The following is a 14,242-nucleotide window of genomic DNA, read 5'->3' as shown; positions in this document are numbered from 1 at the left end:
GCTGATCTCAAGACCAGTCGCCCTCCGGCGTGCCGTTGAAACGCTTCTTCAGATCGGTCCAGCAATCGATGTAATTGTCCTGCCTTGTTTCAAGCTCGGCGCCGTAGCGGGTGAGCATTTGCGGGAATCGGGTCTCGAACATGAAGGCCATGGTGTTGTCGAGCTTGACCGGTTTCAGCTCGGAGCGCGAGGCCTTTTCGAAGCCAGGCGCGTCTGGGCCGTGGGCCAGCATCAGATTGTGCAGGCTGATGCCGCCGGGCACGAAACCTTCCTCCTTGGCGTCATACTGGCCGTGGATCAGGCCCATGAACTCGCTCATGATGTTGCGGTGGTACCAGGGCGGCCGGAACGTATCCTCCGCCACCAGCCAGCGCGGCGGAAAGATGACGAAGTCGATGTTGGCAGTGCCTTCCTCGCCGCTCGGCGCCGTCAGCACGGTGAAGATCGACGGATCGGGATGGTCGAACAGGATGGCGCCGACCGGAGAAAACGTCGCCAGATCATACTTGTAGGGCGCGTAGTTGCCGTGCCAGGCGACGACGTCGAGCGGCGAATGGCCAATCTCGGTGACATGGAAATTGCCGCACCATTTCACCGTCAGCCGGCACGGCGTCTCCTTCTCCTCAAACCAGGCGCAGGGCGTCTTGAAGTCGCGCGGATTGGCGAGGCAATTGGCGCCGATCGGACCGCGGTCGGGCAGCGTCAGCTTGGCACCATAGTTTTCGCAGACATAGCCGCGCACTTCCTTGTCGATGAGCTCGACCTTGAACACCAGCCCGCGCGGCAAAACGGCGATCTCGCCGGGCCGCAGCTCGATGACGCCCATCTCGGTGACGAAGCGCAAGGCGCCGACCTGGGGGACGACCAGCAACTCGCCGTCGGCGTTGAAGAAATGATCGTCGACCATCGAGCGGTTGGCGACATAGACATGCGCCGCCATGCCGCTTTGGCCCAGCACGTCGCCGGCGGTGGTGATGGTGCGCATCCCTTGAATGAAATCGGTCGGCTCCTTCGGCATCGGCACCGGGTTCCAGCGGTACTGGCCGAGCGCCAGCTCGTGGTCGCCGACATTGGGAGCGGTCTTCCACAGGGGATAGCTCGCCGCCTTGAAGCGGCCGGTGTGTTTTACGCTCGGCCGGATGCGGTAGAGCCAGGAGCGCTCATTGGTGCCGCGCGGGGCGGTGAAGGGCGAGCCCGAGAGCTGCTCGGCATAAAGTCCGTAAGCCGGCCGCTGCGGGGAATTGCGCCCTTGCGGCAGCGAGCCGGGCAGCGTTTCGGTCTCAAAATCATTGCCGAAGCCCGGCATGTAGGAAAATTCCATCCGATCCTCCCTGATCCCGACCGCCGCGAAGCGCGGCCTGCCGGCGATGTTGACCAAACTGGTTTCATTTGTAACCATCGAAAATGTAACTATCAACGGCTGATGCCGCATCCACGGTGCGCATATGGAAACCCTCGAACTCGAAAATTTCCTGCCCTACCGGCTTTACCGGCTGGCCGACGCTGTCAGCCGAGAATTTTCAAAAATCTACCGCGACCGTCACGGTCTGACGCGGCCGGAATGGCGCACACTCTCTGGGCTCGGACAGCGCGGCACGATGACCGCGACGGCGCTCGGCGAGCAGTCGGCCATGCACAAGACCAAGGTTTCGCGGGCGGTGGCGGAGCTTGAGCGGCGGCGCTGGCTGACGCGCACGCCGGACGAGAATGATCGGCGTGTGGAGCATTTGGCGCTGACCAAGGCGGGACTGGCCGCCTATCGCGAGATGGTGCCGCTGGCGAAAGCCTTTGAACGGCAGTTGCTGGCGAGGCTTGGTACGGAAGAGCGGGCGGCGATTGTGAATGGGGTGGCGGCGCTGGAGGCAAAACTCACCTTGGGTTGAGATCTTCCCATAAGTTCGACCGTCGCTGAAATCAGATCGCGAATGCGGCAGGCAACGCCCCTAGACCGTAATAGGCGCGTTCGGCTTCAATGAAGCCTCTGACACGGCTTCGAAATGCCGCCGGATCATCAATGTAGGCTAGAAGCGCCTGCGCTTGCGAAGCCGCGTGTCTTTGAGCGCTTTCAAACAGTCGCCTTGCCGTTTCAAAATCACCGGCCAAACCAGCCGCCACCCCGGCGTGGAAGGCCGCCCACTCGCCGTAGGCGCCCGGCTGCAATTCACTCACGAGGATTTTCGCTGTCGTTTGGACGGAAGGGAACATCGATCGGTGAACCTGATCGATTTCGACGACCTTCTTGGCCATTTGATCAACCGCGAGAAGAAACTGTGGCGGGCTCTCGAACGGAACGAACTGTCCAATGCGCTCAACGCGATCGAAGGTAATCGTTTCCGGAAGCGAACCCCAGAGCCAGTGGACTGCTACGTTAAGGTAAGTGCCCTTGGACCAGGAACTGGGCTGGAACTCGACTACACTTAGCCAGAAGCCGCGATCGGCGATCCAGATTCGGGACTGCCCTTTGCGTCGAAATCCGGCCGGCTTCAGTACGAGCTTTGCCTGCGAGGCAATGATACGACCGTGCTCATTGTCCGCCATCTTGCACCCACACGTGCCTCACCAATCCATCACCACCTTGCCCGAACTGCCGCTCCGCATCGCGTCAAACCCCGTCTGGAAATCGTCGATCCCAATGCGGTGCGTAATCAGACCCGACACATCCAGCGGCCCCTGCACCAGGGCGATCATCTTGTACCAGGTCTCGAACATTTCGCGGCCGTAGATGCCCTTCAAGTGCAGCATCTTGAAGATGACCTTGTTCCAGTCGATTTCGAAGCCGGTCGGCGCGATGCCCAGAATGGCGATCTTGCCGCCATTGTTCATGGTGTCGATCATGTCGCGAAAGGCGGGCGCGGCGCCCGACATTTCGAGGCCGACGTCAAAACCCTCGGTCATGCCCAGCGCCGGCATAATGTCGCGCAGTTTTTCCTTCGAGGCATCGACGACATGCTGGACGCCGAGCTTTTTGGCCAGCGCCAGCCGCACCGGGTTGATGTCGGTGATGACGACTTTTCGCGCCCCCACACATTGGGCAACGAGCGCGCCCATGATGCCGATCGGCCCGGCGCCGGTGACCAGAACGTCTTCACCGACCAGGTCGAAGGACAGAGCGGTGTGGACGGCATTGCCCAGGGGATCGAAGATCGCGGCGATCTCGTCGGGCACATCGTCGGGGATCGGCACGACATTGTGCTGCGGGATCGCCAGATATTCGCCGAAGGCGCCGGGGCGGTTGACGCCGACGCCGAGCGTGTTACGGCAGAGATGCCCCCTGCCGGCGCGGCAATTGCGGCAATGGCCGCAGACGATGTGACCTTCGCCGGAGACACGCTGGCCGACCTTGTATTCGGTGACCGCAGCGCCGAAATCGGCCACCGTGCCGACGAATTCATGGCCGGTCACCATCGGCACCGGCACGGTCTTCTGCGCCCACTGGTCCCAATTGTAGATGTGGACGTCGGTGCCGCAGATCGCCGTCTTCTTGACCTTGATCAGCACGTCGTTGGGGCCGATCTCCGGCACCGGCACCTCTTCCATCCAGATGCCCGGTTCGGCCTTGGCCTTCACCAGCGCCTTCATCATGTTCGACATGCTACAACTCCTTACCCTCCCCCTTGTGGGGAGGGTGGCCCGAAGGGCCGGGTGGGGGTCAAAAACTGGCGGAGGTCGTGACCCTGCAGACCCCCACCCCGCCTCCCGCCCGCTTGCTTCGCAAGCGGTCGGAAGTCGACCCTCCCCACAAAGGGGGAGGGTAAAACTCTCAGCCAATCACGCCCAGTTCCTTGCCGACTGCGGCGAATGCCGCCACGGCGCGGTCGATGTCGGCGCTGGAATGCGCCGCCGACATCTGCGTGCGGATGCGCGCCTGGCCTTTCGGCACCACCGGGAAGGAAAAGCCGATGACATAGATGCCGCGCTTCAGCATGCGCGCCGCCATTTCCTGCGCCAGGCTGGCATCGCCCAGCATCACCGGGATGATCGGGTGATCGGCGCCGGCCAATGTGAAGCCGAGCTTGCCCATCTCGGACCTGAACCGCGCCGCATTGGCATAGAGGCGCTCGCGTAGCGCATCGCCATTTCGGATCAGCTCGAAAACCTTGATCGAGGCGCCGGCGATCGCCGGCATCAGCGTGTTGGAGAAGAGATAGGGCCGCGAGCGCTGGCGCAGCCAGTCGACCACCTGGCTTTTGCCCGAGGTATAGCCGCCCGACGCGCCGCCCAGCGCCTTGCCGAGCGTGCCGGTGATGATGTCCACCCTGCCCTCGACGCCGCAATGCTCGGCCGAGCCGCGGCCGTTTTTGCCGACGAAGCCGACGGCATGGCTGTCATCGACCATGACCATGGCGTCGTATTTTTCCGCGAGGTCGCAGACGCCTTTCAGATTGGCGATGATGCCGTCCATGGAGAACACGCCGTCGGTGGCGATCAGGCGGAAGCGGCAGTCTTTCGCCTCTTTCAGCCGCGCTTCGAGGTCGGCCATGTCGTTGTTGGCATAGCGGAAACGCTTGGCCTTCGACAGCCGCACGCCGTCGATGATCGAGGCATGGTTCAGCGCATCGGAGATGATCGCATCCTCCTCGCCGAGCAGCGTTTCGAACAGGCCGCCATTGGCGTCGAAGCAGGAGCCGTAGAGGATGGTGTCGTCCATGCCGAGGAATGATGAAATCGTTGATTCAAGCTGCTTGTGCTCTTCCTGCGTGCCGCAGATGAAGCGCACCGAGGCCATGCCGTAGCCGTAGCGGTCGAGCGCGCCTTTGGCTGCATCGCGCAATTCTGAGCTGTCGGCGAGGCCGAGATAGTTGTTGGCGCAGAAATTCAGCACCTTGTCGCCGCCGACTTCGATCTCAGCCGACTGGGTCGAGGTGATCACCCGCTCGGATTTGTAGAGCCCGGCGGATTTCAGCCCTTGCAGTTCGTTGTCGATATGGGAGAGGAATGCCGCGCTCATGGATCAGGTCCTGTTGAGATTGGCGCGACTGTCGCGCTACGCGCACTAAAAATCCATCGCAAAAGCGACCGTTTCGGTGGCACGGCGGGCTCAACCCTGGCGCGACCCGATCGCATGGCCCGCATGCTGGAGTAGCAGGCACGCGAATACGGCTATGCCGCGAAAGAACATGATAACCATCTCGGCAGCTTTCGTTTACTGCCGAAGCAACAGTTCCGCCGGCTTCCAGACCTGTTAACCCTTTCAAGCCAATGGTCTTCTCGCCACGAATCAGTGGCAGAAATCCGTCGACCGAGGGGTCACCTAGAATATGTCGCAGCAGCCGGCGCAAACCGTCTCGGGCAAACTCATCCTGCTGATCAAGAGCGGCTACTGGCTGGCGCTGCTGATCATCGCCGCCATGGTGATGGCCTCCTTCATCCTGCTGCAGCAGATGATGGCGGCGCAACAGCACAACCATACTCTGCTCGACATCGTCAGCACCCAGAAGGCGCTGTCGCAGCGTATTGTCTTTTTGACCAGCGCAACCGGCTCCGCCGCGCGTGACAAGCAGCCGGCCCTGGTTGCCGCGCTGAAACAGGCGACCGCCGAGTTCGAGACGAACTACGACCTGCTGCTCAAACAGACGGGAGCCGACCCACTGTCACCGGCATTGTCCGATCCAAAGTCGATCGAGAGCGTGCTTTACGGCAAGCCGTTCCACCTCGACTATTTCTCGGTCGGGCTGGTCGCCAATGGCGAAAGGCTGATCTCGTCCTTCGAATCCCAGCTCTCCGGCAATGCCGCCTACAAGGGCGGCGGCGAGCGCGTCAATCTCGATGCTTCCGTCGCCAATGCGACGCTGTCGGGTTATGCCGCGCTCGGCCAACGCATCGCCGCATTCGCAGACGAGCGGTCGGAAAAGCTCCTCGATCTCCATCGCACCTTGTTCTACGCCACCATCGGCGTCATCGTCCTGGTGGCGCTTTTCATCTTCCGGCCGATGTCGAAGGCGATCCTGCGCAAGACGCACGAGCTTGTCGATGCCCGCAATTCGATGGCCTTCATCGCCGTACATGACGGGCTGACCGGCCTGCACAACCGCACCTTCCTGACCGATCACTTCGAAACGCTGATCAAGGGCGCGCATCGCCGGCGTGAGAGGCTGGCGGTGATCCAGCTCGACCTCGACCGGTTCAAGCAGATCAACGACACACTCGGCCACGCCGCCGGCGACTATGTTCTGGTCGTCACCGCGCAGCGCATGCGCGATTCCTGCCGCGCGTCGGATCTCTGCGCGCGCCTTGGCGGCGACGAATTCGTGATGATCCTCAATGGCGCCGGCGGCCCCGAGGACATCAACATGCTGGCCCGGCGCATCCTGGAGGAGATCAACGAGCCGATTACCTTCCAGGGCACGACCATCCTTCCAGGGGCCAGCGCCGGCATTGCCGTCTATCCCATCGACGCCGACAATGCCGAGGATCTGCTCGTCCACGCCGACCTCGCGCTCTATTCCGCCAAAAAGCTCGGCGGCGGCAGCTTCTCGTTCTTCTCCGAGGAACTCAGGCGCGAGCTAGACTACCGCAAGCAGCTCGAGCACGACATCAAGGTCGCGATTTCGGAGAACGCCTTCCAGGTCTATTTCCAGCCGCAGGTGTCGCTGAGCAACGGCGCCATCAGCGGCATCGAGGCGCTGGTGCGCTGGAAGCATGCCGAGCGCGGCATGATTGCGCCGGGCGAGTTCATTCCGGTCGCCGAAAAATGCGGCTTCATGCCCGAGATCGGCCGCATCGTCTTTACCAAGGCGATCGAGCAAGCAGCCGAATGGGATCGCGCCGGCATCGCTTTCGGCCGGCTTGCCGTCAACGTGTCCGGCACCGAGCTGCGCGAACCCGACTTCGACCGCTTCCTGTTCGCGACGCTGGAAAAGGCCGGCCTTGCTCCGCAGAAACTGTCGCTGGAAATCGTCGAATCCGTCATTCTCGACGACGAGAAGACGGGCATCGCGGCGAAGCTGCGCCACATCCGCGCTGCTGGCGTCCATCTTGAGCTCGACGATTTCGGCACCGGCTATGCCTCGCTCAGCCACGTCAATCCCAACGAGATCGACCGGCTGAAGATCGACCGCCGCTTCGTCCAGAACATCAACGAGAATGGCGACAACACCAAGATCGTGCGCGCCATCACCGAGCTGGCGCGCGGTCTCGGCATTTCGATCGTCGCCGAGGGCGCGGAAACCGAAGCCGAGCTCGATTCGCTGTTGGCAATCGGCTGCGACCAGGTGCAGGGCTATTCCATCGCCTTCCCGATGCCGCAGGACAAAGCGCGCGAATGGCTGCTGGCGCGCAGCCCGAAGAAAGCCAAGCTGAAGGTGCTTCAGGGCAATTTAGCCTAGACTATTGCCCACCGGTGCCGGTTATTTGGCCGGCGCGACATTCGCCCGCAATGCCGCCAGCACCTCGGCGAACTCCGCCAGCCTGTCGTCCGGCAATCCCGCGCGCAGCCGCTTGTCGAAGATGAGAGCCGCCGCCCGCAGCTTCAGGAACATCGTTTCGCCCGCCTGCGTCAGCTCGACCAGATGAACCCGGCGGTTGTCCGGATCGCGGCGGCGCGTCAGCAAGCCTTGCGCCTCCATGGCGTTGAGATGGTGGGTGAGCGTGGCGCCCTGGATGCCGATCATGCCGGCAAGTTCGCGCTGGTTGGCAAGCTCGCTCGACTTGACCGAAAGCAAGGTCAGCCACACCGGCAGCGTGCCGCCGGCCTCGACCAAAGCGGCGTCAAAGGCCTGCGCCACCAGCTTGGAGGTGCGCGCGAGATTCATGCCGATTGGCGGACGGTCAAAGGGAGTCATGCGCCGACAGTAGAACAAGGCGCCGAGCGATGGAACGCGGCATTATACATTGACATCGAACAATTTGATATCTAACTATTATGCGTGTCGATCTACCGAGTTCGTATCATCCTGCATTCGACAGGGATCCGAGGACGGGCGGCGGGCAAGGAGGAAGCGGTCATGCAATATGTCTACATCGTCGTTATCGGCCTTCACGTCATGGCCGGTGTGTTCTGGGCCGGCACCACCATCACGCTTGTCCGCGACCCCGAGATCAGGGCGGAGCGCTTTATCGGACCGCAAATGGGCTCGGCCGGCATGGTGTTCGTGACCGGCGCCCTGCTCTGGTATTTCTTCCACGGCGCCTATTTCGGCTCGATGGAAATGGTGCTGGCGCTAGGCATCCTGGCCGCCTTCGCCGCTGCCGGCGTTCTCAGCGTCGTCGTCCGCAAGACCAGCCGGCAGCTTGCCGGCGCGGACGCCGCAACGGAAGCGGCGCTGCGCACCAAAATGGCCCGCGGCGAGCGCATCGCCGCCTGGCTGCTGGTGCTCACCGTGCTTTGCATGGCGACCGCCAGGATGATTTGAGCCCTGCCGCACGTCGCCTCCCGGTTGAAGACCATTCCGCATCGTGCGTCGCCTGGCTCTCGGCTGGTGGCGTACGCGGCGCGCAGTTCGGACGGATGTGCAAGGTGGCTCTCCGCACAGAGGTTTGGCTGCGCGCCACCCATCACTTTGATCGATCGGGATGCGCCCGCCGGAAGGGTGAGATCGAGCTTTGGAACAAGCCGTAGGCCGGCTTGTAGGCTCAAACCCGCAAGCCGAACCTGATGCCATCATAGATGGCGGCGTGGATGTTGCGCGAGGCGACCGCATCGCCGATGCGCAACAGCACGAAGCCGCCTTCGGGGTTGCGTGAAGGAAAAATATCGCCGCCGCCGACCAGCCGCTCGTAATCGACCGCGCCACCATTCTTCGACAGCGGTTTCAGCTGGAGATAGAGATCGTCGAGCGGCGCCGTGCCGTGCTCGACCACCACCTGGTCGACCCGCCTTTCGCCACGCCAGCCATCGGCAAAGTCGGACGCGAGTTCGGCGACCAGCTGGTTGCCCTCGCGCCGTACCGAGCGCAGCCTGGTGTTGATGGTGATGGTGACGCCCTTCTCCTGGAAGGCGCGCATATAGGGCACGTGGTTCATGCCGCCCATTTCGGGGGCGAAGAAGCGCTCCGGCGAAACCAGCTCCAGCTTCGAACCGGCATTGGCGATCAGCTCCGCCGCGCCCATGCCCTGATGGCCGCCATTGTCGTCGAAGAGCAGCACGTTCTCCGCCGGCTTGACGCTGCCGGCCATGATGTCCCAGCTCGACGTGACGAGATTGTCGCCTGATGTCAGCGGCGGGTTCTGCGGCAGGCCGCCGGTGGCGATCACCACCACGTCGGGCGACAGCGCCAGCACATCGTCCTGCTCGGCCCATGTATCGTAGCGGATCCCGACGCCGAGCCGGTCGAGTTCGGCCAGCCGCCAGTCGATGATGCCGATCAACTCCTTGCGGCGCGGGTTCTGCGTTGCCAGCCGAACCTGGCCGCCGGCCTGACCGGAGGCTTCAAGCACCGTGACATGATGGCCGCGTTCGGCCATCACGCGAGCTGCCTCGAGCCCGCCAGCGCCAGCGCCAACGACAACGACGTTCCGCCTGGGCCCTTCGGTCTTCAGGATGATATGCGGAATCTCGGCCTCGCGGCCGGTCGCGGCATTGTGGACGCACAGCGCCTCACCGCCTTCATAGATACGATCGAGGCAATAGGTGGCGCCGACGCAAGGCCGGATCTCGTGCTCGCGACCTTCCATGACCTTCTTGATGATGTGCGGGTCGGCGATATGGGCGCGGGTCATGCCGACCATATCGAGCTTGCCGGTCGCGATGGCGTGGCGCGCCGTGGCGACATCGGAAATCCGCGCCGCATGGAAGGTCGGAAATTTTGTTGCCGCCCTCACCTCGCCGGCGAAATCGAGATGCGGCGAAGAGCGCATGCCGGTCACCGGGATAACCTTGGTGAGCGCCGCATCGCTTTCGATCGAGCCGCGGATGATGTTCAGGAAATCGACCTTGCCGGAATTGGCGAGCCGTCTGGCGATCTCGACGCCCTCCGCCTTTGACAGGCCTTTGTCAAAATCCTCATCGGCGACCATGCGGATGCCGACGATGAACTTTTCACCGACGGCAGCCCGCACGGCATCCAGCACCATGTCGGTGAAGCGCAGCCGGTTGTCGAGCGAACCGCCGAACTCGTCGTCGCGATGGTTTGTGGCCGGCGACCAGAACCCGTCCATCAGATGGCCGTACGATTCGAACTCGATGCCGTCGAGGCCGGCCGCCTGGCAGCGCTGCGCAGCGGACGCATAGTCGGCGACGATGCGCTCGATGTCCCAGTCCTCGATGGTTTTCGGGAACGCGCGGTGCGCCGGCTCACGCACCGGCGAGGCCGACAGCACCGGCAGCCAGTCGGCCTTGTTCCAGCCGGTGCGGCGACCAAGATGGGTGATCTGGATCATCACCTTGCAGTCATGCTCGTGGCAGGCGTCCGCCAGTTCGGCCAGCCACGGCACGATGCGGTCGTCATAGACATGCAGATTGCCAAAGGCGGCCGGGCTGTCGCGCGAGACGATGGCCGAGCCCGCCGTCATGGTCAGCGCCATGCCGCCCTTGGCCTTTTCGGCGTGGTAGAGCCGGTAGCGCTGTTTCGGCATGCCGTCCTCTGAATAGGCCGGCTCGTGGCTGGTCGACATCACCCTGTTCTTCAGCGTCAGGTGTTTGAGCTGGTAAGGCTGGAGAAGCGGGTCGTTGCTGGTCATCATCTTCCTGCCGTTCCAGTTTGTGTCGGAGCAGCGCGCGCTGCTCCAGTTCTTGTCTTGAGCATCGAATTTATCCGAAAATCGCTGCACACTTTTTGATCCGATGCTAATGAGCGCGGAAAATCCCCAGGAAAACCACGATGATCGATACCAAAACCCTCACCCAGCTCGGCGCCCACGTCGAGACGCCACAGAGCCCGGAGACCGCGGTCCTGGAGACCGTGCCGTTCCAGCGCGGCGACGGACCGCCGGCGATCGTGCGCTTCACCTGCCCGGAATTCACCTCGCTCTGCCCGGTAACCGGACAGCCGGATTTCGCTCATATCGTCATCGACTACGCACCCGATGCCACCCTTGTGGAATCGAAGTCGCTCAAACTGTTCATGACCTCGTTTCGCAACCATGGCGCTTTCCATGAAGACTGCACGGTGATGATCGGCCGCCGCATTGTGGCGGCAACGAAGCCGCTGTGGTTGCGCATAGGCGGCTATTGGTATCCGCGCGGCGGCATTCCGATCGATGTCTTCTGGCAGACCGGCGCTCCGCCCGAAGGCGCCTGGTTGCCCGACACCGGCGTTGCCCCCTATCGCGGCCGTGGCTGAACTGACGTCAGCCATAGGCGGCTCGGCAGAGCTTTGTCGCCAGAAAGGGAAGGACGGCATCGCGATAGCGCGGCTGGTCATACCGCAGCAGGTCCACATGGCCCGCTCCTTCGAACCAGACCAGTTGTGAGCCGGCAGCAGCGCTGTGCGGCGCCTGCACCTGGCTGCGATTGATGAAGGGATCGGTGCTTCCCGCAAGCAGCATCAGCGGTTCACCGATCTGGCCGAGGCGATCGACCGGCCTGACATTGTCGGCGCTCAACCCCAGACGAAGCGGCATCTGCGCCAAAAGCACATCGGCCTGAAAACCGCGCCAGAAGTTGAAAGGCATGCGCCATGCCGTGGTCTCGCGCAAACTCGCGTAAAGCTGCTCCAGAACATAGGCATCGGCGGGCGCTTGCTGTGCCGCAAAGACGAAAGCAGCGGCGCCTAGCGACGAGCCGACAGCGCCAAGCTTCTGGCCAGGAAAACGTTGCCTGGCATAGGCAATGATGCGGGCGGCGTCCTGCGCTTCCGTGTAGCCGAAACCTTGAATGGCACCGCCGCTCTCGCCGTGCCCGGACAGGTCGAACAGGACGACGGAATAGCCGGCGTCGAACAAAAGTTTCGCTCTTTGAACCAGGGCCAGCCTGTTGGCGCCGCGCCCATGCAGCAGTACGACCGCGCCGCAGCTGCCCTTTCGATCAGCCGCCCAGCCGACCAGATCAGGAGCGCCGGGCTGGTCGAGCACGACGCGCTCGACGGGCAAATCGCCGGGAGCCGCCAAAGCTTGCCAAGGCGCGCGGGCGATCAGCATCGTGCCGATGTGCCAGTCGAGGCCGCAGCCGGCAGCGCCCAACCCGACCAACGCGATCGCGAGCAAAACGCGAAGCTTCATTGCCGACCACCCGGAAACAATCGGCGGCTTATTCGCACTGATACTGGCTGAGCGCCCATTCACCGGTCACCGAAAGCAGATCGGATATCTTCCAGTCGCCGTCGACCTTCTTCAGCTTCCACTCCAGCCGGTGCTGGTTGCCTTCGACGACGAAGGCGACCACCACCTTGGCCTGGTCACCATTGACGGCCTCGATGCTCTTCAGGCTCTTGTCGATCGCAAGCTTGTCGTAATCGGCATTGTCGAGCGCCATGTTGGGGTCGAGGCATTCGCCCTGCCCGGATTTGCGCAACGCGTCGCTCTTGTCGAGTACGGTCTTGGCCGGGTCGACGAAGTTCTTGCGCTGGGTCGGATCGAGCTCCAGTCCGAGATGTTCGTAGAACGGCTTGACCACAGCCGTCGGCGAGCCCGCCAGGACGGGCGCGGCCGGCTCGGCCGGCGGCCGCCCAACCGGCGGTGTCGCCGGCTCCACCGCTGTCCCGGGTGGATTTGCGGGCGGTGCTGCGCCGCCCGGCACTGTCTCGGCCGGGGCATTTGCAGGTGGCGGACCGAGCAGCCCTTGAGCGGCAGCCGTGTTCAATCCTGCCAGCAGGCATACAGTCAACAAAGTCGGAAGACGGCTATGGGCCATCACGCATCACTCCAGGCCCGATCAGTCACATACCGGCCGAAACGTTCAGCCATGTCATCGGCGCCTGGCGGCAAAGATGCAGACTTTGAGGAAGCTAACAAGCCCTCGATTGCTTGCTCCGCCCGGGTGGTTCCCGCGCGAAGCGCTGCAATCCGCAAACCTATTTCTGCGCAATGGTTGGCGGGTTCGGACCGTCAGCCGTGTTGCCGTTGAGCTGATTGGTGCCATAGGACGATATGGCACCGCCATTAACGATGGCCGTGCCCGTCGCATTACCGGAGATCGTCGATCTGCCGACCCGGATGGTCGCGTTGGCGCCGTCGGCACGCAGGCCGCCTGCCGCTCCGTTGTTGGCCACGGCAACGCCGTCAACCATGATGTTGATCGCAGGCCCGCCGACCGGATTCAGGATGCTGATGCCGGCATTCGTGTTGCCCGACACGCTGCTATCCACGATCGTCGTGTTGGAGCCGCCCGTGTTGCTGGTGCCGTCAGCCTTCACGCCGGCCAGGTTGTTGTTCTCGATCGTCGAGTTCTCGATGATGACCTTGGCAACGCCGGCTGCGGTCGGCTGGATATGAACGCCGTCCGCGCCGTTGCCGGTGATGAAGCTGTTGGTGATATAGAGTTCGGACGCGCCCGACGGTGCGAACAGGATGCCGTTGCCGTTCGGCGCCGCAGAGCTGTTGCCACGAATGACGCAATCCTCGATGTGCAAGGCGGCGCCGACGAGAAAGCGGACGCCATTGATTCCAGGCGATGCCGTCGCTGTGTCGATATCGAGACCGCGCAGAACGACGACGTCGGTCGCCAACGCGTTGATGGTCACTTGCGTCCCCGCATTCGATATGCCTGCCTCGACGTCCTCGCAAGCGATCGTTATCGACTTGGTGATCGTCACCGCGCCAAAGCCGCCCGGGTCGACGCAATTGATTTCGCCGCCGGCAGCCGTTTTCGAGATCGCGCCGGCGAAAGTCTTGCAAGGTGCGGTGCGGCTGCACGGATTGACGTCGTCGCCAACGCCGGAAACCCACGTCCGGGGCGCCTGCGCGGACGCCGGCGTGGCAAGACAAGCCATCACCATGGCGACTAAAATAGAAGATACCATGTATACAATTTTATTCATCTTCTCACCCCCTCAATGGAAAACAACTACTATCGCAGATATGCAATAGAAATCTAACACACCACAGCCAAAAGAGCAACTATACCACAATTCAATCTGAAATCGGCTCTGTTTCTCGGCCGGCAAAAGCGATCCCCGCGAAGATTGCGATGGTCTCACTGACAGCCCGGTGGAGCGGACCGACAAATCGGGCGCCCTTGGCAAGACATCGATTTCGGTCGTCTTGTAATCTGGCTGTCAGCCACGCCCTACTTCGCGTGGTCCTGCCTCGAGATCATGTCATCAGGACTGGCAGTCGACAACGACAGAGAGGACTGGTGGCAGTACTCCGGGACCCGCCCGGTCATTCAAACTGGTTGCGCGTCCAGCCATAAAATGCACTTGGCGCG

Annotated in this window: 13 protein-coding genes; 4 read left to right on the top strand and 9 right to left on the bottom strand. The window is 62.6% G+C overall.

Features of this window, described 5'->3' with window-relative positions; genetic code table 11:
• Window positions 1-7: 7 nt before the first annotated feature.
• On the bottom strand, window positions 8-1,321 hold the full coding sequence (hmgA, locus tag AC3EMP_RS16940; protein WP_031215466.1) for a homogentisate 1,2-dioxygenase: 1,314 nt from the start codon (window positions 1,319-1,321) through the stop codon (window positions 8-10).
• A gap of 124 nt (window positions 1,322-1,445) precedes the next feature.
• On the opposite strand from hmgA, the gene AC3EMP_RS16935 reads away from it, so the two are divergent.
• Window positions 1,446-1,883 carry a MarR family winged helix-turn-helix transcriptional regulator gene (locus AC3EMP_RS16935; protein ID WP_023724852.1) on the top strand — a complete coding sequence of 146 codons (438 nt, stop codon included), beginning with the start codon at window positions 1,446-1,448 and terminating at the stop codon, window positions 1,881-1,883.
• 31 nt (window positions 1,884-1,914) lie between these two features.
• Here AC3EMP_RS16935 and AC3EMP_RS16930 read toward each other — a convergent pair whose 3' ends face one another.
• The 3 genes from AC3EMP_RS16930 to AC3EMP_RS16920 form a co-directional block, all read right to left on the bottom strand.
• Window positions 1,915-2,538 (bottom strand): DUF4304 domain-containing protein, encoded by a 624-nt coding sequence (locus AC3EMP_RS16930; RefSeq protein ID WP_352519327.1) that lies wholly within the window; start codon window positions 2,536-2,538, stop codon window positions 1,915-1,917.
• A gap of 18 nt (window positions 2,539-2,556) precedes the next feature.
• A complete protein-coding gene (gene tdh / locus AC3EMP_RS16925) occupies window positions 2,557-3,591 on the bottom strand; it encodes an L-threonine 3-dehydrogenase (protein ID WP_352710174.1) in 1,035 nt (344 codons plus the stop codon).
• A 169-nt stretch (window positions 3,592-3,760) separates the two neighbouring features.
• A complete protein-coding gene (locus tag AC3EMP_RS16920) occupies window positions 3,761-4,948 on the bottom strand; it encodes a glycine C-acetyltransferase (RefSeq protein WP_023829514.1) in 1,188 nt (395 codons plus the stop codon).
• A 310-nt stretch (window positions 4,949-5,258) separates the two neighbouring features.
• Between AC3EMP_RS16920 and AC3EMP_RS16915 the strand changes: the two genes are divergently transcribed.
• Window positions 5,259-7,325: a putative bifunctional diguanylate cyclase/phosphodiesterase gene (locus AC3EMP_RS16915; protein ID WP_352710171.1), complete on the top strand. Its 2,067-nt coding sequence runs from the start codon at window positions 5,259-5,261 to the stop codon at window positions 7,323-7,325.
• A gap of 21 nt (window positions 7,326-7,346) precedes the next feature.
• Here the strand turns inward: AC3EMP_RS16915 and AC3EMP_RS16910 are convergent, their stop codons facing one another.
• Entirely contained in the window at window positions 7,347-7,751 is a 405-nt protein-coding gene (locus AC3EMP_RS16910; RefSeq protein WP_023672921.1) for a MarR family winged helix-turn-helix transcriptional regulator, read from the bottom strand.
• A gap of 192 nt (window positions 7,752-7,943) precedes the next feature.
• On the opposite strand from AC3EMP_RS16910, the gene AC3EMP_RS16905 reads away from it, so the two are divergent.
• Window positions 7,944-8,351, top strand: a complete 408-nt coding sequence (locus AC3EMP_RS16905) for a hypothetical protein (RefSeq protein ID WP_352710170.1) — start codon at window positions 7,944-7,946, stop codon at window positions 8,349-8,351.
• 220 nt (window positions 8,352-8,571) lie between these two features.
• On the opposite strand, the gene AC3EMP_RS16900 is transcribed toward AC3EMP_RS16905, so the two are convergent.
• A complete protein-coding gene (locus AC3EMP_RS16900; RefSeq protein WP_023835128.1) occupies window positions 8,572-10,617 on the bottom strand; it encodes an oxidoreductase in 2,046 nt (681 codons plus the stop codon).
• A 140-nt stretch (window positions 10,618-10,757) separates the two neighbouring features.
• Here AC3EMP_RS16900 and queF point away from each other — a divergent pair, with 140 nt between their 5' ends.
• Complete coding sequence (gene queF, locus AC3EMP_RS16895) at window positions 10,758-11,219, top strand: preQ(1) synthase (RefSeq protein WP_023682931.1); 462 nt, start codon at window positions 10,758-10,760, stop codon at window positions 11,217-11,219.
• Between the two features lie 7 nt (window positions 11,220-11,226).
• Here the strand turns inward: queF and AC3EMP_RS16890 are convergent, their stop codons facing one another.
• The 3 genes from AC3EMP_RS16890 to AC3EMP_RS16880 all read right to left on the bottom strand — a co-directional run bounded on the left by AC3EMP_RS16890 (window position 11,227) and on the right by AC3EMP_RS16880 (window position 13,853).
• Window positions 11,227-12,096, bottom strand: coding sequence for an alpha/beta hydrolase (locus tag AC3EMP_RS16890; RefSeq protein WP_352710169.1), 870 nt, complete (start codon window positions 12,094-12,096; stop codon window positions 11,227-11,229).
• Window positions 12,097-12,124: 28 nt separating this feature from the next.
• Window positions 12,125-12,727 carry a YqhG/Tai3 family protein gene (locus tag AC3EMP_RS16885; protein WP_352710167.1) on the bottom strand — a complete coding sequence of 201 codons (603 nt, stop codon included), beginning with the start codon at window positions 12,725-12,727 and terminating at the stop codon, window positions 12,125-12,127.
• A gap of 160 nt (window positions 12,728-12,887) precedes the next feature.
• The gene (locus AC3EMP_RS16880; protein WP_352710165.1) at window positions 12,888-13,853 is read right to left on the bottom strand and encodes a right-handed parallel beta-helix repeat-containing protein; all 966 of its coding nucleotides are present in this window, start codon (window positions 13,851-13,853) and stop codon (window positions 12,888-12,890) included.
• Window positions 13,854-14,242 lie beyond the last annotated feature (389 nt).

The sequence above is a fragment of the Mesorhizobium sp. P160219 genome, from assembly GCF_057786095.1.
Note: the sequence above shows the minus strand (reverse complement) of the source record. Positions and strands in the feature narration are given on the sequence as shown.

Coding starts and splice junctions, on each gene's coding strand:
- queF (WP_023682931.1), top strand. CDS start 10,758: ATGATCGATACCAAAACCCTCACCCAGCTCGGCGCCCACGTCGAGACG.
- hmgA (WP_031215466.1), bottom strand. CDS start 1,321: ATGGAATTTTCCTACATGCCGGGCTTCGGCAATGATTTTGAGACCGAA.
- AC3EMP_RS16900 (WP_023835128.1), bottom strand. CDS start 10,617: ATGACCAGCAACGACCCGCTTCTCCAGCCTTACCAGCTCAAACACCTG.
- AC3EMP_RS16910 (WP_023672921.1), bottom strand. CDS start 7,751: ATGAATCTCGCGCGCACCTCCAAGCTGGTGGCGCAGGCCTTTGACGCC.
- AC3EMP_RS16935 (WP_023724852.1), top strand. CDS start 1,446: ATGGAAACCCTCGAACTCGAAAATTTCCTGCCCTACCGGCTTTACCGG.
- tdh (WP_352710174.1), bottom strand. CDS start 3,591: ATGTCGAACATGATGAAGGCGCTGGTGAAGGCCAAGGCCGAACCGGGC.
- AC3EMP_RS16885 (WP_352710167.1), bottom strand. CDS start 12,727: ATGGCCCATAGCCGTCTTCCGACTTTGTTGACTGTATGCCTGCTGGCA.
- AC3EMP_RS16930 (WP_352519327.1), bottom strand. CDS start 2,538: ATGGCGGACAATGAGCACGGTCGTATCATTGCCTCGCAGGCAAAGCTC.
- AC3EMP_RS16890 (WP_352710169.1), bottom strand. CDS start 12,096: ATGAAGCTTCGCGTTTTGCTCGCGATCGCGTTGGTCGGGTTGGGCGCT.
- AC3EMP_RS16880 (WP_352710165.1), bottom strand. CDS start 13,853: ATGAATAAAATTGTATACATGGTATCTTCTATTTTAGTCGCCATGGTG.
- AC3EMP_RS16920 (WP_023829514.1), bottom strand. CDS start 4,948: ATGAGCGCGGCATTCCTCTCCCATATCGACAACGAACTGCAAGGGCTG.
- AC3EMP_RS16905 (WP_352710170.1), top strand. CDS start 7,944: ATGCAATATGTCTACATCGTCGTTATCGGCCTTCACGTCATGGCCGGT.
- AC3EMP_RS16915 (WP_352710171.1), top strand. CDS start 5,259: ATGTCGCAGCAGCCGGCGCAAACCGTCTCGGGCAAACTCATCCTGCTG.